The sequence below is a fragment of the Arcanobacterium bovis genome (assembly GCF_004331995.1).
GTDB classification, from domain to species: Bacteria; Actinomycetota; Actinomycetes; order Actinomycetales; family Actinomycetaceae; genus Arcanobacterium_A; species Arcanobacterium_A bovis.
The window spans coordinates 57,896-77,964 of sequence record NZ_SJDT01000002.1 but is presented as its reverse complement, the minus strand read 5'-3'; the positions used below and the strand labels follow the sequence as shown (position 1 = coordinate 77,964).

The following is a 20,069-nucleotide window of genomic DNA, read 5'->3' as shown; positions in this document are numbered from 1 at the left end:
TCAGTTTTCCTTTGCCCAATCCTTCTCGGAGCTAGCTTCAGTTTCGGACGAATTATCGGTGACGACGACGTTGCGCTTAGCGAGCGCAGTACGCGCGATGGCTCTGTCGTCGAGCTCAACCAGCACACCGTCGCAATCTTGCCACAGTTCATGTCCACGACCAGCAATAAAAATTGTATCTTGAAGCGCAGCTTGAGCGATTGCGGTGGAAATCGCTTCTGCGCGATCTGCGATCTCAACAAAATCAGCGCCTGTACCAATCCCAGCAATGATCTCCTGCCGAATCTGCGCAGGATCTTCTGAATGAGGATCGTCGTCGGTGATGATTGTAAAATCGGCAAGCGACGAAACGATCTCCCCCATCAACGGCCGCTTGGCACGATCTCGGTCACCCGCTGAGCCAGTAAGAACAACTAGTTTTCCCGCGGTTGTTGGGCGCAAAGCCTCAATCGCTTTTGCAAGAGCATCAGGATTGTGCGCAAAATCAACAATCACACGCGGCTCGTCGGCAATAAGCTCCATTCGCCCCGGAACCTCAGGGAAAAGTCCCCCATGCATCGCCAACACCTGCGAGATTTCTTGGATTCCAACTCCCGCTTGCACGAGCATCGCGATGGCTAAAGCCGCGTTTTGCACGTTAAATTCGCCCGGCAAGCCGAGATTTACGGAAATCCTTTCTCCTGCTGGGGAGTGCAAATCAAAAGTTGATCCAGCTAGATTCGTAGCAATATTGCGCACCTGCCAACCAGTTGCGCTACCGAGCTCAGACTTCACGGCCAAAGCGAGGCAAGAATCAGGGCGTGCCTGCACCGTTTCCTCATAGAGCCGACGCCCAAAATCATCGTCTACCGAAATCACACAAAAGCGCGAGTTATCAGGTGAAAAAAGCTCCTTTTTGGCCGCGTAATACTCGTCAAATGTCTTGTGAAAATCGAGATGATCTTGGGTTAAATTCGTGAAACCAGCCACGTCAAAGCAGATTGGTTTGGTGCGTTTTTGCGCCAAAGCATGCGAAGAAACCTCCATCACCAAAGTATCCATGCCGTGCTCACGCATATTTGCCAGCATCGCCTGCAATTCAACTGCCTGCGGCGTCGTCATCATCGCGGGAATTTCTTCGTTCCCTACTCGCACAACGACAGTTCCCACGAGACCTACCGTGCGCCCAAGCGCGCTGAGGAGGAAATCGAGAATATAGCTGGTGGTGGTTTTGCCGTTCGTGCCGGTGATTCCAAACGAGCTAACGCCGTCACAAGGGGTGTTATACACGAAAGTGGCCACGGCGCCTTGGCATCCTGCGATATCGTTGGCGATAAGGACTGGCACCTCAAGCGGCTGATCGCTACTAATAATCTCGTATCCGGCGCGATCGGTAAGAATGGCCACTGCGCCCGCACTCTGGGCAGCACTAGCAAATTTTGCACCATGAACCCGCTCGCCAGGCACTGCGATAAAGATATCGCCAGCTTCTATCTCACGGCTACCAATCGCCGCACCTGTAACGCCAATTCGTTCGAATTGCGCAGCTAGATCGTCGTGTTCATCACGCCACTTTCGCAGGTCACACGAGCGATTTCCCACGATCAGAGCTGCAAGAGCATCATGTGTGAGCAGAAAATCGACCACACTGGTGAGTGTGTGCTGCGGATTTACCGTTGGCCGTATCATCACTTTCCCATCTCGGATTCATACCAAGGATACTTGTATAACGGCACTGTTGATGGTGGAACCTTCATCTGTCTCATCGCAAACTCACCGATATCAGCGAATACTGGAGCAGCAATAACGCCACCGAATCCTGGTTCGTGACCTGTATAAATTACCACAGCCACCGCAATCTTCGGGTTTTCAGCCGGAATGAGACCAGTAAACGTACCCACGAGCGCGGTGGTCTTTCCAGCACCGTTAATGACCTGGGCAGTACCAGTTTTACCAGCCACGTTATAACCTGCAACAGCGGCAAGCTGACCCGTTGATCCCTTTTGCGTCACGCCTTGCATCATTTTCAAGATGGTGTCTGATGTCTGTTCAGAAATTACTCGCTGGGCTTCTTTAACCACTGTTGGCTGGTAAGTTCCATTTTCGTCAAATGTTCCATCAACGATGTGGATTGGATTCTTCACGCCTTTACTGCCCACAATGGCGGCAATTTGCACAAGCTGAACAGGTGTGACTGCATACGCCTGACCGAACATCGTAGTGAAGCGTGATCGCCTATCCCATTTGGTGTAGTCATCGAAGAGTCCTGCCTCTTCGGCCGGCAATTCGATTCCTGTCTTTTCGCCAATGCCAAAGGCTTTCATGTACTCAAAGCGCTTCTTATCGTCCACAAGCTGGCCGATCTGTACCAAGCCTGTGTTGTAGGAAAGCGCGATAATTCCCGCAGCGGTCATGCGGGCAGTGGCGTGATTTTCGACGTCGTTAATCACTTCACCGGTAGAGGTTTTGTACGCAGCTGGCACCGTAAACACGCTCAGCGGTGAAATCTTCCCCTCATTGATTGCCGCAGAATAGGTGATGATTTTTCCAGTCGAACCTGGTTCAACAATACTGCTCACAGCACGAGAACCCCAGTTCTTTGGATCAGTTTCGTTCAATTTTCCGGGATTTGGGCTGGCGCTGTCCGCCAGTGCCAGCACGCGCCCGGTACCGATTTCTACGACGACGGCGCTGCCCCATTTAGCCCCGAAGCGTGAGACCGATTTATCCACCGCATCTTGAGCAACTTTTTGCAGGTCACGATTGATTGTTAGCTTGACGTCGCGACCATCTTTTGCAGGGGTATCAACAATCTCTCCTTGTGGGAAGATTGTTCCGTCGGGACCCACTTCAACGGTGAGCTTTCCATCAGTGCCTTTAAGCACGTCGTTTAGCGACTGTTCAATTCCTGCCCGACCTTGCGAATGAGGATCTTCTTTGGTTTGCCCAACGTAGCCGAGCACCGAGCCCGCTACACTGCCGTTTGGGTAAACCCGTTGCATATAACGTTCCGGAAATATCCCATGGATATTAAGTTCGCTAATTTTGCGCCATTCATCGGGTGTGAGTCCAGATTTGATAAGTCCCCAATGGGTTTTCTTGTCCCCACCCAAGAGCCGACCGCCGAGCGTAGCTTGGTCCTCTTTAAGAACGGGCGCAAGTTCAGCGGCAGCCGCGGTGGCTCCAGTGCCGATCACATCGCCGTTCTCGTTATAACGCTTGTAATCCTTGATCGCGACTTGATCTACACGCACGTTATACCGTGGCACCGACGTAGCAAGTACGTCACCATTGGAATCGAGGATATCGCCGCGCAGCGCTTCTTGGGTGTACGAACGACTACGAAAATCACGGGCAAGGGAGGATAGCTGATCTGCTTGGATTACTTGCAATACAACAAGACGCCCCACAAGCAAAACTGCCATCGCCAAGATAATGGCGATGATGGCACGCAAACGCCGGTTCGTTGTAGTGCGCGCAAAGCGCATGGAATCACGTTCAGCTGCCGCAGAGCCATTGCTCTGCCGAGATTTTACGCCGGAGTGTGAGAGGCGCGAACGAAGATTCTCACGTTCCGTCATACCATTCCCTACTTTTTGTTGTTACCCGTGATTGCTCCCGAAGCAACGTCTATATGGCGTAAGTCTGTTGCTGGCACCATCCCCAGCTTCGCTGCGTTTTCCCGCAAACGATCCGGAGTAGAAAGCCCAACCACATCCCCTTGCAGGGTGTCCATACGCGCTTCAACTTTACTTAGTTCAACTTTAATCGTCTTTAGTTCGTATGCGCCTTGAACCATGCGCGTGTTGAGGTAAAAAGCGAGCGTGATTGAAGCAACAAAGATCAGCAGGCAGGCGATAACGGTGGTGAACATTCCGCGCGCCGGAGCCGGACTAGGGACTACTTTAAGCCCAGGAGCTGCGATTACTGGACGAGATTGTGGCGATACAGCGCGGCGAGATACCGCGTAGTTAGCAGCGCTCATAAGGAGTCCCCTCGATAGTGTTCTTTGTTAAATACATGACTTGGTGTGGCTCGCAGTCGCTCAACAGCCCGGAGCCGAACTGATGCAGCGCGCGAATTGCGAGCGAGTTCGTCGTCGTCCGCTTTCAACGCCCCACGCACCACAGCTTTGAGATAGGGTTTGTGGTCTTCGAGTTCCATCGGTAGACCTGGAGGCGTTGTGGCTTGTAGCCCCTGCTTAAAGGCATCCTTGACAATACGATCTTCAAGTGATTGATAGGACTCCACCACAAGGCGACCCCCAACCCGTAAGGATTCGATAGCCCGCGGAACGGCCGCTTCGAGCACTGAAAGCTCTGAGTTCACGGCAATACGGATCGCTTGGAAGGTACGCTTTGCCGGATTTCCACCGGTGCGTTTCGCAGCTGCTGGCAACGAGTCGCGCACGATGTCTACCAGTTGAGTTGTGGTTTCCAAGGCTTCAATTTCTCGACGCCGAACGATCTCTTGCGCAATCTTGGCAGCGAATTTTTCTTCGCCATAGACGCGCAAAATCCGCGCGATTTCTTTCGAATCTGCGGAATTGAGTAGCTCTTTCGCGCTCATGCCTTGGCTCGGGTTCATACGCATATCGAGCGGAGCTTCGTGTGCGTAGGAAAACCCTCGTTCAACTGCATCAAGTTGCAGGGAGGACACTCCAAGATCCATGAGAATCGCATCGACTTTCCCGCCCTGCCCGTACTTGGCAGCAACTCGGTCGACGTCGTCGTACGTGGTGTGAACAGCGTGAAAGCGCTCGCCAAATCTTTGCAAACGCTGAGAAGCAAGCTCAATTGCTTGGGGATCACGATCTATTCCCACTACTGTAACGTGCGGAAACTCTGAAAGGATGCCTTCAGTATGGCCACCCATTCCCAGCGTGCAGTCAATAACAACGCTGCCATCATTTCTGATAGCAGGCGCCATTAGATCTAAACAGGTACGCAAAAGAACCGGAAGATGAAGCGCATTATCGTCTGCACGCAATTCGCGTGTATGAGATGCCATTTCGCATGATGAATTTGGCAGCGACGCAGGCATATTCACTCCGACTCCTTTCCTTATCCTGTTCGAGCAATATTTATTTAGTGTGAGCTGAGTTCACTTGGTTCCCCACCGCCGGCTTGAAGTTGGGGAATTACCTCAAGACTGCGGTAGGAAGCCGAGTGACCTCAGAACACTCCGGGAATTAGTTCGTCTTCCCGATCTGCGAATTCAGATTCGCTTCCCTCCAAATAGGAGTTCCACGCTTCAAGATCCCAAATTTCTACGTGGCTACCAGAGCCAATCACTGCAAGCTCGCGATTCAAGCTGGCATATTCACGCAGATTGACGGGGATATTAATACGCCCCTGTTTGTCTGGAATCTGATCATTCGCGCCCGAAAGAAATACGCGTGTATAGGTTCGTGCTTCTTTCGAGGTGATCGGTGCTTGCTGGAGTTTTTCGAGGTGCTCTTCAAAATTTGCCATCGGGAACACGTAGAGACAGTGTTCCTGACCGCGGGTTATGACGAGACCCCCAGCGAGCTGGTCACGAAATTTAGCAGGGAGGATCAGGCGTCCCTTGTCGTCCAAACGCGGTTCGTACGTACCGAGAAACACCATGCACCTCCCTTCTATAGGTTCACGACTCCACTTTACTCCATTTCGAACCACATTCAAGTCAATTTCGATATTTCGTGAAAGTTTTTTCTCGAGATATCAACGAAAAATATGGTGGAGGGAATTTTCGAGATTGAGCTCACCGGAGCGAGCAATATTTCACCACAGCGGGAAAAATTTGGGGCGTTTGGTGCAACTTCTCGATATATATGCAGAAGTTGCGCCAAACGCCCCAAGAATCCATTCTGGATACAAAAAGTTGAGGCGACGCTTAGCGTCGCCTCAACTCAAAATAACACTATTGAGCTGCTATAACATAAGAAATCTACTGTTGATCCCCATTGCGCCTGCGCAGCCATTCTTGTGCTTGTTTCTCCATGAAATTAGCAGCACTGCGTTTTGAATCTGAACCGTGGAGCGAAGTGGAGGAAACCCTCACTTGCTTTTGTGCGAAGCCGTTCGACAGATACCACAGCCCACCAAATACAACCGCCACACCCAAAACACCGATAGCAACGTTCTCCATCGACACACCGAGCAGAACAACACATAGACCGAGTACAGCAATAATCAAGCCGCCAACCAAATTCTTTGGCGAAACAGACAGCCGCTTTACACTACCCTCATCTGATGCCAAAGTTTGTGCGAATTTTGGGTCGTCCCCACTGAGCTGATTTTCCAGCTCCTCCAACATTCGCCGTTCATAATCAGAAAGCGCCATTATACTCTCCTAGCAGTTGATCGTCCTGTCTCATAGCCTATCGGAATGAACCCGCGAAGGGTAGTCATGCAAAAACTCACGAAGATTCTGTGTTTTTTCTGCGCAAATTATCGATCAACGAAGCCGGAACGAGCACGGCGTCGCCATACTTTTCGTGTACAGCGTCCATTGCATCCTCGGCTTGCGCACGCCTACCGTCGTCGTCCAACGCAATCTGAATCCCCTCGTTAGCCAGAACGAATTGCTCAGCGCGCACGCCAACCAATCGCACTCCGGATACCGGCATATCCAACTTTGTGAAAAGCATCTTCGCGATATCAAAAATCTCAGCGCCAACGTCGGTGGCAGTGCCCAACTTGTGGGAGCGATTGAGCGTAACAAAATCCCCTGAACGCACTTTGATTGAAATCGTGCGTGCCAACAGGTGGTGAGCGCGTAGCCGGCGCGCCACCGAATAGGATTGCTCAAGCATAACGCGCAAAACCTCATGTTGATCGTGCAACTGTTCAAAAAAGGTCTGTTCTTTGCTAATGGATTTATCTACCGATTCACCGGACACTTCGCGCGCGTCCTTATTCATTGCGAGCGCATATAGACGTGTTCCCGCTGCCTGCCCCAGCATGTTGACCATACGCTTTTCGCCCAAGCGAACGACGTCGATCACTTTCTCAACGCCGCGACTCTCCAGTTTTGCCCGCGTTTTCTCGCCTACTCCCCATAGTGCTCCCACTGGTAATGAATGTAAAAACTCAAGGGAGCGATGGTGCGGAATCAAGAGCAAACCATCAGGTTTGGCATGCGCGGAAGCGATCTTCGCCAGATGCTTGGTAGAGGCGATTCCAACTGAGGCAGCAACACCAACTTCGCCGTGTATCCGCCGCCTAATTAATTCGCCTATCTCTCGCGGACTACCAAAAAGCCTTCGTGCGCCACGTACATCGAGGAAGGCTTCATCAACCGAAATTTGTTCAACGTGTGGAGTTATATCATTCAAAATCCGCATAATATCAGCAGATACGCGCCGGTAATGCTCCATATTTACTGGAAGAATAATCAGCTCCGGACACCGTCGCTTTGCCATCGCTACCGGCATTGCAGAATTAACGCCAAACTGCCGCGCCTCATAGGAAGCAGCAGAAATAACTCCTCGGTCACGACCGCCCACTGCAATCGGCTTACCACGCAGCTGCGGCTTATCAAGTAACTCCACAGCCACGAAAAATGCATCCATATCAACATGCAAAATTGGCGTTTGGGAATCGTCGTCGCCCCAATCGCGGCGTAACGAAGCATTTCGTGGTGCCCGAGACATCATCACCTCCCCTATGGCAAAATCCTGAGCTCAGTAAAGCAACTACGCCTACATAACCTCATATATATTTAGTGTACCCAGAACGTCGGCTAGAATTTTGTTATGCCGCCTAAGCACCAAAAACTAGTTTTTCCGCAATCAGTTCAAACCGAAATGTCACTACTCGAGCTTCGAGCGCATCCCAGCACGCCAGATCTCATTACACTGTGGATAGACGGCGTTGAGTCCTCTGCTATCAAACTCTCCGATCCACATTATCTCGAATTTGAGTATATGGAGCACATCCGAGTTGCTATCAATTCTCGATTTGCACCTGCGCAGCCACTCAAAGTTCTTCATCTTGGTGCTGGTGGTTGTGCGCTCGCCCGAGCTTTGGATGCTGACCGACCCCAATCGCGTCAGCTCGCCATAGAAATCGACCCACAGCTCGCAACATTTGCGCGAGACTGGTTCGATCTTCCCCGCTCTCCGGGCTTGCGTATTAGAAGCCAAGATGCTCGAGTCACACTCGACACCAATCAAGGCAAGTGGGACGTCATCATCCGCGATGCCTTCCGTTGTGGTCTGGTTCCTGATCAACTCCGCACTGTGGAAGCGCACCGCAAGGCGCGTTCGCTTCTCAGCGACGACGGCGTGTACTGCTTGAATATTGCCGGGCGCGCGGGTTTATCCCAGCTTTTCGAAGAAATCCGTGCGCTTGAGGAGAGCTTCACGTACCTGTGCGCAATTTCTGATCCTGCAATACTCAAAAATCGCAGATTTGGCAACATCATCTTGGTGGCAAGCAATCAAGAGATTGACGTTGAGGAAATCTCGCGCCAAGTGCGCAGGCTACCGTTACCAACCTCGGTGATCTCAAAAGCAAGCCTTGAACGTGGCGCACAGAGCGTCAAAGCACTTTCCGATACAGAGATAGGCTGGACGTCGACGTCATCCCCGATCGTCCGGTGAGCCCTCACTTTGAGTGTTACCTTGAGAATTATTGCGTCCCCAGCGCCGCCATGCCCACCAGGACTTTCCGGTTTGATCCACACCTTGCTCTGAGCTCGAACCAGACTTCGACTTTGATGGACCGCGATCACGACCCGCACCCGCAGCTCGGCGCAAGTGCGCACTCTGAGTAGCCAAAAATTCTTCGGCCGCTTTTCCAATCTCTTCAGAGCTGGGGATCTCTGGTAATGCTTCATCGGTCTTGACGAAACCTGCCTCGCCAGAAGTTGCATCGTATTCGAGCTCAAGCTTTTGCAAAAGCTCTTCAAATTCCGCACCTTCAACTTGGATACTCGCGATTTCTTCCTTTTGTTGGTCCTCAAGCTGCTCAAGATCTCCAAGGGGCAATTTCGGTCCGCCTAGAGTTGCCGTCATTTTCACAGCAGCGAGAGCTCCCTGCACGAAAGGATGCAGACCACGTGCTAGGTAGAACGGAACGCGCACCCGCAGATTAGTAACACTAATATCGGATTTTCCTGCGAAGTACTCGAAGAAATCCGCGAGCGCACTGAAATGTTCGGCTCGCCCCTGCACATATTTCGCATCCTGCGCCGGCTTCGTCGTCCGAATGAGCATATCAGCTGGACGGGTATGCGGAACCGTAGCTGGCATCGAAGCATAGGTAATGACTTGTTCGACGCCATATTTCTTGACGATATCGAGAATATCTTGGGTGAGCGTTTGCCACCTAAAATCGGGTTCTTGGCCGCACAAGTAGAGGAAATTCTTTCCAGCAATATCCGTGACCAGATTTAATCGCATCTGCGGATATGCAAGCTCATTGAGTTTCCCATCAAGGTAGCTCACGATTGGGCGCTGAGCTCGATAATCGTAGAGCAGATCAGAATTGAAGGTAGCGATATTCACTGCGTCAAGGTCAGCAATCGTAGCATCGATAGCTTGTGAAATATCTCCAGCATCAACAAGTGGGTCAATCAAGTTCATAACCAAATAGGGCACGCGCTGAGTGGAAAGATTGGAAAGAGTCTGCTTGTAGTCAATAAGATCCGACATCTACTTCCTCACGCCCCCATTCAGAATCACAAACGAAACACCGCACCAATAGCACGATACCAATAAAGCATAGCCAACCATCGCAAGTTTATCTTTATTTCACCTACACCATATTAAAAGCTTCACCCCAAATGGCATTACTTATCTAAATGGTGGATAATTGTTTGGCTACATTTTTCGTGCAATTCGTGTAAGGAGTACGCATGACACACGAATCACACTCTGATAGTACAGAAAATAGCGCGCTCACCCGCGCAATTTCAGAGGAGCAAAGATTCGTTGATCGTGCCTTTATTGCTCTCGATGAGCAGCGTGAATACTACACTGCTCAGCTAAAAAAGGTGCGTTCCCAAGGAGGCACTGGCACCCCTGGCGCGCGCAGTGAACGCGATTCCTTCGCCGCACATTACGAAGAAAATCTCACTAAACTGCGCAACGTCGAGAATCGACTCGTGCTCGGCCGACTCGATTCAAAGCCCGAAAAAGTAACTCATATCGGACGCCTCACCTTACGCGACGAAAACCAGCAGATTATCCTCACTGATTGGCGCGCTCCGCAGTCCGAACCGTTCTATCAGGCCACTGCTGCACAACCGGGCGACGTCGTGCGGCGTCGCCATATTCAGTTGCGATTCCGAGACGTTACGAACGTCGAAGACGAACTCTTATCCGCAGATTCTTCGCACGATTCTGATCTTAATCTCACCGGCGAAGGTGCCCTTTTTGCCGCAATGAGTAAAGCGCGCGACGGCAAAATGGGCGATATTGTGGCAACCATCCAAGCCGAGCAAGACCAGATCATCCGTTCTTCGGCCAAAGGTGTGCTCGTGGTGCAGGGAGGTCCAGGTACCGGAAAGACGGCGGTGGCGCTCCATCGCGCAGCATACCTGCTTTACACCCACCGTGAGCGCTTGAGCCATTCGGGTGTGCTCATTGTAGGGCCCTCGCACTCCTTCTTGCGGTATATCGATCAGGTGTTGCCATCCCTAGGCGAATCCGACGTCGTGTCCACAACCATTGAAGATCTCCTTCCATTCGTGCGGGCAACTGAGGAGGAAACTGAAGACATTGCGGAGATAAAAGGGCGGCTCATCTGGGCGAAAATTGTTGAGCGCGCAGTGCGTCAGATTCTACAACGCCCATTGGAACGCCCCACAACTGTTGTCATTTCGGGCAAGAAACTCCAGATCACGCCCAAGGACGTACACACCGCCCAGCAAAAAGCTCATCGAAGCGGAAAACCGCATAATGAAGCTCGCGATATCTACGCTAAATATCTTGTCAATACACTTGCCGAGCAACTTGCCGCGGCACAACACACCACGGTGACCGACAGCGACTGGCTCGTGACCGACGTCGCCTCTGATCCTGATGCGCGCCGCATAATCAATCTGCACTGGCTGCCAGCGTCTCCACAGTGGATCTTGGAACACATTCTCAAGTGGCCACAGCTCCTTGAACAGCTCGCTCCCGAGCTTACGACGCGTGAACGTGGGCTGCTACGCCGTCTGCCAGGCTCTGGTTTTACACCTGCAGATATCCCGATTCTGGATGAATTTGCGGAACATCTCGGCGAATTTTTAACCGACGAACAGCGCAGAAAGCGCGACGATGCCCAATTGCAAGACCGCAATCTCTCCCAATATGTTGAGCATACGATGTCTACGCTAGATCTGGGCTCTGGCATTGTAAATGCCGAGCATATGGCACAGCGCTGGGGTACGTCGGACACGTTCGGCACGCTCGCAGAGCGCGCTGCGCGCGACCGCTCCTGGACGTTTGGACATATCGTGGTGGACGAAGCTCAAGAGTTGTCGCCCATGCAGTGGCGTATGCTTGCTCGCCGCAACCCCAGCCGATCTATGACTATCGTGGGAGATCTCGACCAGCGTCCGGCAGGAGCTCCCGACGGCGGTTGGCCCGCTGCTCTTGGAAAACTTGCAGAGAACCACCGGGTCGCTATGCTGACGATCAGTTACCGCACGCCAGCTACCATTTTGAATCAAGCCACGAAAGCTATGGCGGCGGCAGGGCATCCGGTTCGGCAGGTCAGAGCAGCCCGTGATCTTCCCAATTCTTATATTGAAATTTCAGCGCCAGAGCGGGAGTTTTCATCTGTTTTGGTTTCCACAATCGCAGAAGAATCTCGAAAGCTCGATGAAAAATTCGGCACTGGTTTAGGAACGATTGCGGTCATTACTCCACTCGCTCGGCGCGCGGATGTGGGCGAGATTCTGCTCAAATCAGGGAAGATTCCACCTGAAATGATTGATATTGATGCTGCTGGGCAGAACCGTCGCATTCAAATCGTGGATGCACGCATTGCAAAAGGTCTGGAATACGATGTGGTGATACTCGTTGAGCCGAAAGAGATTTTGGCTGATGGACCAGGCGACTTATACGTTGCAATGACCCGCGCTACCTCCGCCCTGTTCTGCCTTTCAACGGAGAACGACGCCGAAGAGTAGTTTGCTCTATCAGCCGCAGCGGCAGTTTCGAGAGTGCATTTTATTTGTGTATGCAATCGCGCGTGCAGAATAAGCTGGATTAATATTCTCAGATACACATTGGTTTTTGGCAATCGGAATATTTGTGCCGATGTTGTTCCGTATCATGGTATGTATTTGAAAAATGACCTTTTACACCACACAGTAGAAGGGTGACTAGAATACTGCTACTCGAGAACCCACACACCTCCGCCGACGAAATCTTCCACAAGCATGGCTGCGAGATTCGCAGAATATCAGGTGCGCTTGACGAAGATGAGCTCATTGCTGCGCTTGACGGCGTGGATGTGCTTGGCTTGCGTTCCAAAACCTTTGTTACGAAGCGAGTTCTTGACGCTGCGCCGTCGCTGACGGCGATTGGCGCATTTTGTATCGGCACGAATCAAATTGATCTTCGCGCAGCAAGCGAACGTGGAATAGGGGTTTTTAATGCACCATATTCCAATACTCGTTCAGTAGTTGAGATGGTTATCGGTGAGCTCATCGCATTGACTCGGCAAATTCCGCAGAAGAATAATGCCCTGCATCGTGGCGTATGGGAGAAATCTGCTGCTGGCTCGCATGAGGTCCGCGGCAAAACGCTGGGCATTATCGGATATGGTTCAATCGGTTCGCAGCTATCGGTGGTTGCAGAAGCGATTGGCATGAACGTCGTCTTCTATGACATTGCTGAAAAGCTCGCACTCGGAAACGCACGACGTTCGCCAACACTAGATGCGCTGCTAGCAGAGTCGGATGTGGTGAGCCTCCATATCGACGGTCGCGCCTCGAATACCAACTTTTTTTCGCGGGCGATGTTCGACAAAATGAAGCGCGGTGCCGTATTTATCAATCTTTCGCGTGGGCACATTGTGGACTTAGAAGCTTTGCGGGAAAAGCTCCTTGACGGTACGATTGCGGGCGCCGGCATCGACGTCTTCCCAGAAGAGCCGAACGCAAATGGCGAACATTTCGAATCATGCTTGGCGCAATTCCCTAATGTAATCCTCACGCCACATATCGGTGGTTCTACCTTGGAAGCTCAGGAGTCAATCGGACAATTCGTCTCCACGAAATTGATGAGCTATATTCGCAAGGGCGAAACGGACATGTCTGTCAATCTGCCCAATTTGGCTTCTTCTCCGTCAGACGACTCTCTTTACCGCGTCGCGTGGGTACACCGCAACACGCCGGGTGCACTGGCACGCGTAAATCAGCTATTCGCGGACGCAGGTGCGAATATCACGTATCAATCTCTCGCAACAAAGGGAGAATATGGTTATATGGTTACTGACTCAGCAACTGACGTTCCTGAATTAGTCTTAGCAGAGCTTCAGCAATCACCTATGCATGTTCGCCTTCGAGTGTTACGAAAGGGCTAAAGTTTAGTCCCAACTAAGGGATCACTCCTCGCTGTACACATGCGGTGGAGGCTCTATAATATTTGAATACAATAACGGACCTTCTCGTTTTATCAGTACGGAGATACCATCGTGAACTCAGCTCAAGAACAAGCTTTTTCGCATTACAGCGACGGCGTGAAACGAAATATCGTCCCTGTCAACGACACTCTTGAGAAAGCACTTGATGCTGCTGTAGCGGATTTCCCACACCGGGTAGCTATTGACTTTCTTGGTCGCGAATTTACCTATGTTGATATTCTTGAGCAGGTAAAACGAGCTGCCACAGTGCTCACAATGTGCGGTGTAAGACGCGGCGACGTCGTCTCCCTCATCTTGCCAAATTGCCCACAGCATTACATCGCCTTTTATGCAGCCACGTACCTAGGCGCTACTGTTTCTGAGCACAATCCACTCGCTCCCCCAGCACAACTGCTTGAACAGCTCAAATCTAACGGCGCACGAATCGTGATCGCGTGGGAACAAACAATTGAAAAACTGACTGAGAACACGTCTCTTCACGGGTTTACCTATTTGGCCGTTGACATTACCAGAGCTTTGCCTCGTAAATCCCAGTTCCTTCTCAAGCTTCCACTCAAAGCAGCCAAGACGCAGCGAGCAAAATTGCGCGGTAAAGTCCCGCCTGGTGTCCATTCGTGGGACAACCAGGTTTCTCATGCAGCACCGATGAATCTGGGATCTTTGAAAGGTCCTGAATTAGACGATATAGCTGTGCTGATTCAGACCGGAGGCACCACTGGAAGCCCTAAAGCGGTGCAGCTGAGCCACCGGAATATAGTGTCGAATGCCCGCCAAGTCGAGTACTGGCTCACCGATTTCAAGCGCGGTGAAGAAACCGTAGCCGCTGTACTGCCATTCTTCCATGCTTTTGGTCTGCAATTGTCACTGTCAGTGTGCGTAAGCATGGCAGCTACGCAGGTCATGACACCAAGTTTTGACGTTGATATCCTCTTGGCAGCTCATTCGAGGCATCCGATCACATTCTTTGGTGGCGTGCCCCCAATGTTCGACAAAATCCTCAAGGCTATCGAAAAGCGACCAGAAGTTGATTTGCGGTCGATTCGATTTTCGGTAAGCGGTGCGATGCCACTAGCCCCTGAGCTTGCTAAACGCTGGGAAGATACTACTGGTGGATTCATGATCGAAGGTTACGGCATGAGTGAAGCCAGCCCAGTTATTGCCGGATCGCCGTATTCTGAGCAACGCCGTCCATCAACCTTGGGGCTTCCATTCCCATCCACAGAGGTGATGATCGTTGATCCTGAAGACCCTGATAAACAGGTAGCAGACGGTGAAGTTGGAGAAATCCTCGTGCGCGGACCACAGGTATTTGCTGGGTACCACAATAATCCGGAAGAAACCGCCAACGTCATGTGGAATGGCTGGCTTCGCACCGGCGACCTTGCACGCTGGGATGATGGCTTCCTAGTTATGGCGGATCGAAAGAAAGAGCTGATTATCAACGGTGGTTTCAATGTTTACCCCTCAGAAGTTGAATCTGCAGTTCGCGATATGCCTGGCGTTGTTGATGTGGCGGTAGTAGGCATGCCAGCTGATTCATTTGGAGAATCGGTAGTTGCCGCTTTGGTGCTAGAACCAGGAGCTAAGGTTGATCTAGAAGCAGTGCGACGTTGGACCGAAGGCAAGCTGTCACACTACGCTATGCCAAAATCAATCGCTATCTTTGATGATCTGCCCCGCTCCCAGCTTGGCAAGGTCATGCGAAAAAATGTAAAAGAGCAACTCCAACATTTTGAGCTTTCTTCTGGCCAGTGGCGCCAAAAACTCTCAGACGCATCGTCTGCAGCAAGCGCGCGCTTCGATTCATATCTTCAGTCGATACACTCACTAAGCGGAGCTACTCAAGAACAACTTAAGGCTTGGAGTGAAGCCAATAGCGCTCAGCTCGACCGCTTAAAGACATGGGTAAATGAGCATACTCCCACTACCGAGGAGATGCGATCATTTGCTGAGAGCAATGGGATTACGGTTGAGAATTTCAAGACGTGGATCGCTCAGCTCACTACGTCCAAGCCTTCAGAAGATCAAGAAACTGAGAGCGGTGACGATAAGCCTGTTGCCGAAGACGGAAATGAACCCGCTGCTGAAGCTACAACGTCCAATGCAACGCAAAGCACAAAGGCAGAGAAAGAGCATCCTATCAACGACGCGAAAGACGCTAAGTAGATATTGAGCACGAGAAGATAAAATCTTAGCTATTTTGAAGCCGATTCTTGGCGCAATTCACCAATTGCTCGCTCAAAATCTTCAAGTGTGTCGAAACTAGAGTAGACGGAAGCAAATCGCAGGTAGGCAATTTGATCAAGCTCACGTAGTGGCTCCAAAATAGCAAGCCCAATATCGTGTGCTTCTATTTGGGAAACCCCGTTTTGCCTCACAGTCTCTTCAACCTGTTGAGCTAGAACCGCTAGTTGATCCTCGGTAACTGGACGCCCTTGACAAGCTTTCCCCACTCCCGACATGATCTTTTCTCGACTAAAAGGTTCACTTGCACCCGAGCGCTTGATCACCGTTAAGGATGCCGTCTCTGTCGTAGAAAATCGCCGCTTACACTCAAGGCATTCCCGTCTACGACGAATGGTGAAACCATCGTCGCTAGTACGAGTATCAATAACCCTGGAATCTGGATGTCTACAAAATGGGCAGTGCATACGCCTAAAATAGTTCTATTCGCTATCAAAGGCAAGTCACATAGCTACTTAGAGATCTAATTTCATCTCATTACTATGAGCAGTATCCCCACGAACCGAAACCTGACTAACCGACACATGCCCTTCACCTTGTGCAAATAAACTTCCGTTTATTACACCGGTTCCAACTATTGCCGCAGTAAAAATGCCGAGGAACAAAACGAAAAGAGCAAAGATTCTCAAATATTGTTCTCCGTACACTGCCGATTGAGCATCAAACTGCGTTCGAGCCCCTGTCACAGGTGTTTCCTGCCTTGATTTCAACTGGATACCTGCCGAGCTTGCGCCGATTGTTGAACCGGAAAGACGCACTCCATCCAATGACGTTACACCACGCATACGGCGCGAGCTAGGACCTGCTGAACGTTGCGCTTTATACGTACGAACAACTTGAGCACAGCGCACAGCTTGTTGTTTATGAGGAAGAACTTCAGTCCACGTGCCCTGCTCGTCACTTAGCTCGGCTGCCGAATAGGGACTTGGAACTGCATAGACCACAGCTCCACCCGATGAGCGCGGACGATCTGGGCGAACCACGCCATGTTCTTCCACGCTCGCATTCGTACGAAGTGCCGAGCCTTTAGCTGAAACTGCATGAGACTGCGGCGAACGTACCACCGACAATTGTGGACGAGACTTAAGCCGAGAACTCTGTTGATCAGACATACCCGCAGCGCGCTGTACAGTGCGTGTTGCACGAGCCTGACGATTTGCCGTTGCCGACCGCTCACTGCGCTCTGGCACAGCTATTTGCGCCGACACGTTAACAACCGAATGCGCCTTTATTGCTGACATTTTTCCTCCTCGAACAAGTGTTCGTCGAACATCTGTTCTACAGACTAATACACTTTTGATGCAATGTCCAGAACACGCGTTCGAAAATTCCGAACAAATGTTTGATCTCTCGTTGATTTCCGATTACCCTTGTACTTAGAAAGCTAACAAGAGCCTCCCGCCAAAATTCGTGGCCGGCTCGTTGGCAAAGGATACGAACCCAGAAATATACTCAAAAATCGATGCGTCTTTTCCACTTCTACAGGAGAATTTCTTGTCAAAAGTAGAATTCGCAGTGCTGACAACAGGAGTGAAAATGAATTCTTCACATATTTACCTAACAGAACGCCAGCGCGATATTTTTGAAAATATTTGGGATGGGATAAACGCCCACGGCTACCCTCCCACAGTTCGTGAGCTGTGCGACGCCGTCGGTCTCGCCTCAACATCGTCAGTGAAATACCAACTGGATTTGATTGAAAAACTTGGGCTCATTGCACGCGATCCACGCCGTTCACGCACAATCGAAATTACCGAACTTGGCGATTCTTATATGCGCAATGCACGTTCTCTCACGGAGAATGATTCAGAACCCAGCACCTCAGTCACCGGTATCACGTCCGATACTGCGGTTAAAGGCGCTATAGTTGCCGTTCCAGACGCCGAATCTCACGTTGACGTTGATGCCGCCGTCCATGTTCCACTTGTTGGTAGGATCGCCGCCGGCGCGCCAATCCTCGCCGAGCAGCAGGTTGAGGAGGTATTCCCGTTACCTCGACAGCTCACCGGCACTGGAGATCTGTTCATGCTCTTGGTAAGTGGCGACTCCATGATTGATGCCGCAATCTGTGACGGCGATTGGGTTGTTGTTCGACGCCAGCCAGTTGCTGAAAACGGTGAGATTGTAGCCGCCGTTATTGACGGCGAAGCAACAGTCAAGGTATTTCAAAAGCGAGATGGACACGTGTGGCTACTCCCCCGAAACGCTGACTACGCACCAATTCCAGGAGACGACGCACAAATCGTTGGCAAGGTTGTAAGCGTTTTGCGCGCTTTGTGATCAGCCAAGGTCATTCGTCAGAGTGTGCGTTTCGCTCTAACACTCCACACACTACGTCTTTGTCGAGTGTTCGCCACATACCTGGCATTGATTCAAGCAAGAATCCTGCATAACGTGCTGTTTTCAGGCGAGGATCTAGCACTGCAACAACGCCTCGATCATCGATCCGACGTAGAAGTCTTCCTGCTCCTTGCGCAAGCAACAATGCTGCTTGAGTGGCAGCAACCGACATAAAACCATTTCCCCCGCTCCGAGAAATAGCTTCCGAACGCGCCTGTGCAAGCGGATCATCTGGACGCGGGAACGGAATTCGGTCGATTATCACTAAACGACTGGTATGGCCTGGAACATCAACCCCTTGCCACAGCGAGAGAGTGCCAAACAAAGAGGCTGAATCGTCAGTTGAAAATGCCTCCACCAAAGTCGATAGCTGATCATCTCCTTGGCACAAAATTGGAAGTCCAGTACGTTCACGCACATACTGTGCCGCACGTTCGGCAGCTGCACGCGACGTGAAAAGCCCCAATGCACCGCCGTGTGATGCTTCAACCAGATCTACTATCTCAGCCAACTGTTCCTCACCGTATCCCTGTTTACCAGGGACAGGCAAATGTGCCGCTACGTAAAGAACGCCTTGTGTCTGTGGAGAAAAAGGGCTTCCGACGTCGACCCCTCGCCACGAACTGCTGCCTCCCAAAGAGAAACCGACGCGGTTTGCCATGGCGTCGAAGGAAGTACCCAATTTCAAAGTAGCAGATGTCAATACCACTGGATTTTCATCAAATAGCGAAGAAGCAATCGATCGAGAAACATCCAAGGGTGCCAAATGGAAGGCGCTTCTCGCCTCGCCAAACTCCGATTTCCAAGCAACCAAAGTACCCGCTAAGACTCCGTCGCCCAGAATATTTTGGGAGACCTCAGACAGTTCTTGCAATCGTGCGCGCAAAATCTGTTTCGCGGTGGCTTGAGCTTCATCTTTGGAGCTCAGCTCGGACAGATTTTCCTCAGCAGTCTGTATTTTCCCTAGCAATCGGGCAATAGCATCAGAGAACACTTCGGGAATTTCCTGAATTCGTCCCGCAGGAATCTCCGATAAGGCCTCGTCGAATTCTTCGGCACTACTATCGAGATCGGCGTCGTCAAGGCCATTTTGGCGCATCATTCTCGCGATAGAACTCACGTCAAATCGCGACAAAGTGCTAGTGAGCTGCGACGTTACCCTTTCCACCAAATCGTGTGCTTCGTCGATGATATACGCATCTACCGAGGGCAGCACAGGCGTTTGACTCGCTTGCACGCCCAACATCGCGTGATTGGTGACGACGATGTCGGCGTCGTCGGCATCATTGCGGGCGATATACGCAAAACACGACCCGCGAACAGGACACGATTCCCCGATGCACTCCCGTTTCGGCAGTGAAACCTGTGCCCAAGCCCGATCACTGACGCCGGGTACTAAATCGTCACGATCACCAGATTCTGTGACCATCGCCCACTCTCGAGCGCGCACAACCTCTTCGCCCGTGGCACTCGCACCGTATTCACCTTCAGCGCGCGAGATAAGTGCTCCTTCTTCGGGGTATCCTCCCGCCGCCTTTCGCAAGCACACGTAGTTATTCCACCCTTTAAGAAGCGCCACACGCGGTCGAACACCGGTGAGCTCATGCACAACATCAGAGATTAGCGGAGCGTCGTAGCGCATAATCTGGCGTTGCAAAGCCAGGGTTGCGGTAGAAATAATAGTTTTCTCGTTAGCTTGTACTGCCTGCATAAACGCAGGAATAAGATACCCGAATGACTTTCCGGTCCCCGTTCCTGCTTGCACCATGAGGTGTTCGCTTTGCTTGAGCGCTTGGGAGACTTCCTCCACCATCGTGATCTGCCCAGTGCGTGGATGTCCACCAATTTTTTCGACGACGGCGTGCAACACCTCTTCAACGCCAACATCACCTGCATCGTCCACAGGCGACAAACTCGTTATCCTCGCCACCGCTA

Annotated in this window: 16 protein-coding genes; 5 read left to right on the top strand and 11 right to left on the bottom strand. The window is 51.4% G+C overall.

Going from position 1 to position 20,069, the window contains the following annotated elements:
• The 7 genes from EZJ44_RS02285 to dinB all read right to left on the bottom strand — a co-directional run bounded on the left by EZJ44_RS02285 (nucleotide 1) and on the right by dinB (nucleotide 7,621).
• Nucleotides 1-1,668: a UDP-N-acetylmuramoyl-L-alanyl-D-glutamate--2,6-diaminopimelate ligase gene (locus EZJ44_RS02285; protein ID WP_131279726.1), complete on the bottom strand. Its 1,668-nt coding sequence runs from the start codon at nucleotides 1,666-1,668 to the stop codon at nucleotides 1-3.
• The gene (locus EZJ44_RS02280) at nucleotides 1,668-3,560 is read right to left on the bottom strand and encodes a peptidoglycan D,D-transpeptidase FtsI family protein (RefSeq protein ID WP_241658556.1); all 1,893 of its coding nucleotides are present in this window, start codon (nucleotides 3,558-3,560) and stop codon (nucleotides 1,668-1,670) included. Before EZJ44_RS02280 ends, EZJ44_RS02285 begins: the two co-directional genes overlap by 1 nt.
• Nucleotides 3,561-3,568: 8 nt before the next feature.
• Nucleotides 3,569-3,964: a cell division protein FtsL gene (gene ftsL, locus EZJ44_RS02275; protein ID WP_131279723.1), complete on the bottom strand. Its 396-nt coding sequence runs from the start codon at nucleotides 3,962-3,964 to the stop codon at nucleotides 3,569-3,571.
• Nucleotides 3,961-5,022, bottom strand: coding sequence for a 16S rRNA (cytosine(1402)-N(4))-methyltransferase RsmH (gene rsmH, locus EZJ44_RS02270; RefSeq protein ID WP_376988863.1), 1,062 nt, complete (start codon nucleotides 5,020-5,022; stop codon nucleotides 3,961-3,963). The genes ftsL and rsmH overlap by 4 nt, the downstream gene beginning before the upstream one ends.
• Nucleotides 5,023-5,153: 131 nt before the next feature.
• Nucleotides 5,154-5,585: a division/cell wall cluster transcriptional repressor MraZ gene (mraZ, locus tag EZJ44_RS02265; protein ID WP_131280296.1), complete on the bottom strand. Its 432-nt coding sequence runs from the start codon at nucleotides 5,583-5,585 to the stop codon at nucleotides 5,154-5,156.
• Nucleotides 5,586-5,910: 325 nt separating this feature from the next.
• A complete protein-coding gene (locus EZJ44_RS02260; RefSeq protein WP_131279721.1) occupies nucleotides 5,911-6,306 on the bottom strand; it encodes a DUF3040 domain-containing protein in 396 nt (131 codons plus the stop codon).
• Between the two features lie 76 nt (nucleotides 6,307-6,382).
• Nucleotides 6,383-7,621, bottom strand: a complete 1,239-nt coding sequence (dinB, locus tag EZJ44_RS02255) for a DNA polymerase IV (protein ID WP_338324610.1) — start codon at nucleotides 7,619-7,621, stop codon at nucleotides 6,383-6,385.
• A gap of 99 nt (nucleotides 7,622-7,720) precedes the next feature.
• Between dinB and EZJ44_RS02250 the strand changes: the two genes are divergently transcribed.
• Complete coding sequence (locus tag EZJ44_RS02250; protein WP_131279719.1) at nucleotides 7,721-8,569, top strand: spermidine synthase; 849 nt, start codon at nucleotides 7,721-7,723, stop codon at nucleotides 8,567-8,569.
• On the opposite strand, the gene EZJ44_RS02245 is transcribed toward EZJ44_RS02250, so the two are convergent.
• The gene (locus EZJ44_RS02245; RefSeq protein ID WP_131279717.1) at nucleotides 8,549-9,622 is read right to left on the bottom strand and encodes a PAC2 family protein; all 1,074 of its coding nucleotides are present in this window, start codon (nucleotides 9,620-9,622) and stop codon (nucleotides 8,549-8,551) included. The two genes, EZJ44_RS02250 and EZJ44_RS02245, sit on opposite strands and share 21 nt — an antisense overlap.
• 203 nt (nucleotides 9,623-9,825) lie before the next feature.
• Here EZJ44_RS02245 and EZJ44_RS02240 point away from each other — a divergent pair, with 203 nt between their 5' ends.
• From EZJ44_RS02240 to EZJ44_RS02230, 3 genes are all read left to right on the top strand, one after another.
• Nucleotides 9,826-12,090 carry a HelD family protein gene (locus EZJ44_RS02240; protein ID WP_131279715.1) on the top strand — a complete coding sequence of 755 codons (2,265 nt, stop codon included), beginning with the start codon at nucleotides 9,826-9,828 and terminating at the stop codon, nucleotides 12,088-12,090.
• Between the two features lie 191 nt (nucleotides 12,091-12,281).
• Complete coding sequence (serA, locus tag EZJ44_RS02235; RefSeq protein ID WP_131279713.1) at nucleotides 12,282-13,490, top strand: phosphoglycerate dehydrogenase; 1,209 nt, start codon at nucleotides 12,282-12,284, stop codon at nucleotides 13,488-13,490.
• Nucleotides 13,491-13,601: 111 nt separating this feature from the next.
• Nucleotides 13,602-15,716, top strand: coding sequence for an AMP-binding protein (locus tag EZJ44_RS02230; protein WP_131279711.1), 2,115 nt, complete (start codon nucleotides 13,602-13,604; stop codon nucleotides 15,714-15,716).
• 29 nt (nucleotides 15,717-15,745) lie between these two features.
• Here the strand turns inward: EZJ44_RS02230 and nrdR are convergent, their stop codons facing one another.
• Both nrdR and EZJ44_RS02220 read right to left on the bottom strand, forming a co-directional pair.
• A complete protein-coding gene (gene nrdR / locus EZJ44_RS02225) occupies nucleotides 15,746-16,201 on the bottom strand; it encodes a transcriptional regulator NrdR (RefSeq protein ID WP_131279709.1) in 456 nt (151 codons plus the stop codon).
• A gap of 48 nt (nucleotides 16,202-16,249) precedes the next feature.
• Entirely contained in the window at nucleotides 16,250-17,035 is a 786-nt protein-coding gene (locus EZJ44_RS02220; RefSeq protein WP_131279707.1) for a hypothetical protein, read from the bottom strand.
• Between the two features lie 295 nt (nucleotides 17,036-17,330).
• Here EZJ44_RS02220 and lexA point away from each other — a divergent pair, with 295 nt between their 5' ends.
• Nucleotides 17,331-18,074 (top strand): transcriptional repressor LexA, encoded by a 744-nt coding sequence (lexA, locus tag EZJ44_RS02215; protein ID WP_131279705.1) that lies wholly within the window; start codon nucleotides 17,331-17,333, stop codon nucleotides 18,072-18,074.
• Nucleotides 18,075-18,084: 10 nt separating this feature from the next.
• Here lexA and EZJ44_RS02210 read toward each other — a convergent pair whose 3' ends face one another.
• Nucleotides 18,085-20,064 carry an ATP-dependent DNA helicase gene (locus tag EZJ44_RS02210; RefSeq protein WP_241658555.1) on the bottom strand — a complete coding sequence of 660 codons (1,980 nt, stop codon included), beginning with the start codon at nucleotides 20,062-20,064 and terminating at the stop codon, nucleotides 18,085-18,087.
• Nucleotides 20,065-20,069 lie beyond the last annotated feature (5 nt).

Excerpts from the sequence above, each read along its gene's own strand:
- nrdR (WP_131279709.1), bottom strand. The coding sequence starts at position 16,201 with ATGCACTGCCCATTTTGTAGACATCCAGATTCCAGGGTTATTGATACT.
- EZJ44_RS02260 (WP_131279721.1), bottom strand. The coding sequence starts at position 6,306 with ATGGCGCTTTCTGATTATGAACGGCGAATGTTGGAGGAGCTGGAAAAT.
- ftsL (WP_131279723.1), bottom strand. The coding sequence starts at position 3,964 with ATGAGCGCTGCTAACTACGCGGTATCTCGCCGCGCTGTATCGCCACAA.
- rsmH (WP_376988863.1), bottom strand. The coding sequence starts at position 5,022 with ATGCCTGCGTCGCTGCCAAATTCATCATGCGAAATGGCATCTCATACA.
- EZJ44_RS02240 (WP_131279715.1), top strand. The coding sequence starts at position 9,826 with ATGACACACGAATCACACTCTGATAGTACAGAAAATAGCGCGCTCACC.
- EZJ44_RS02245 (WP_131279717.1), bottom strand. The coding sequence starts at position 9,622 with ATGTCGGATCTTATTGACTACAAGCAGACTCTTTCCAATCTTTCCACT.
- EZJ44_RS02220 (WP_131279707.1), bottom strand. The coding sequence starts at position 17,035 with ATGTCAGCAATAAAGGCGCATTCGGTTGTTAACGTGTCGGCGCAAATA.
- dinB (WP_338324610.1), bottom strand. The coding sequence starts at position 7,621 with ATGATGTCTCGGGCACCACGAAATGCTTCGTTACGCCGCGATTGGGGC.
- EZJ44_RS02285 (WP_131279726.1), bottom strand. The coding sequence starts at position 1,668 with ATGATACGGCCAACGGTAAATCCGCAGCACACACTCACCAGTGTGGTC.
- EZJ44_RS02250 (WP_131279719.1), top strand. The coding sequence starts at position 7,721 with ATGCCGCCTAAGCACCAAAAACTAGTTTTTCCGCAATCAGTTCAAACC.
- lexA (WP_131279705.1), top strand. The coding sequence starts at position 17,331 with ATGAATTCTTCACATATTTACCTAACAGAACGCCAGCGCGATATTTTT.
- EZJ44_RS02280 (WP_241658556.1), bottom strand. The coding sequence starts at position 3,560 with ATGACGGAACGTGAGAATCTTCGTTCGCGCCTCTCACACTCCGGCGTA.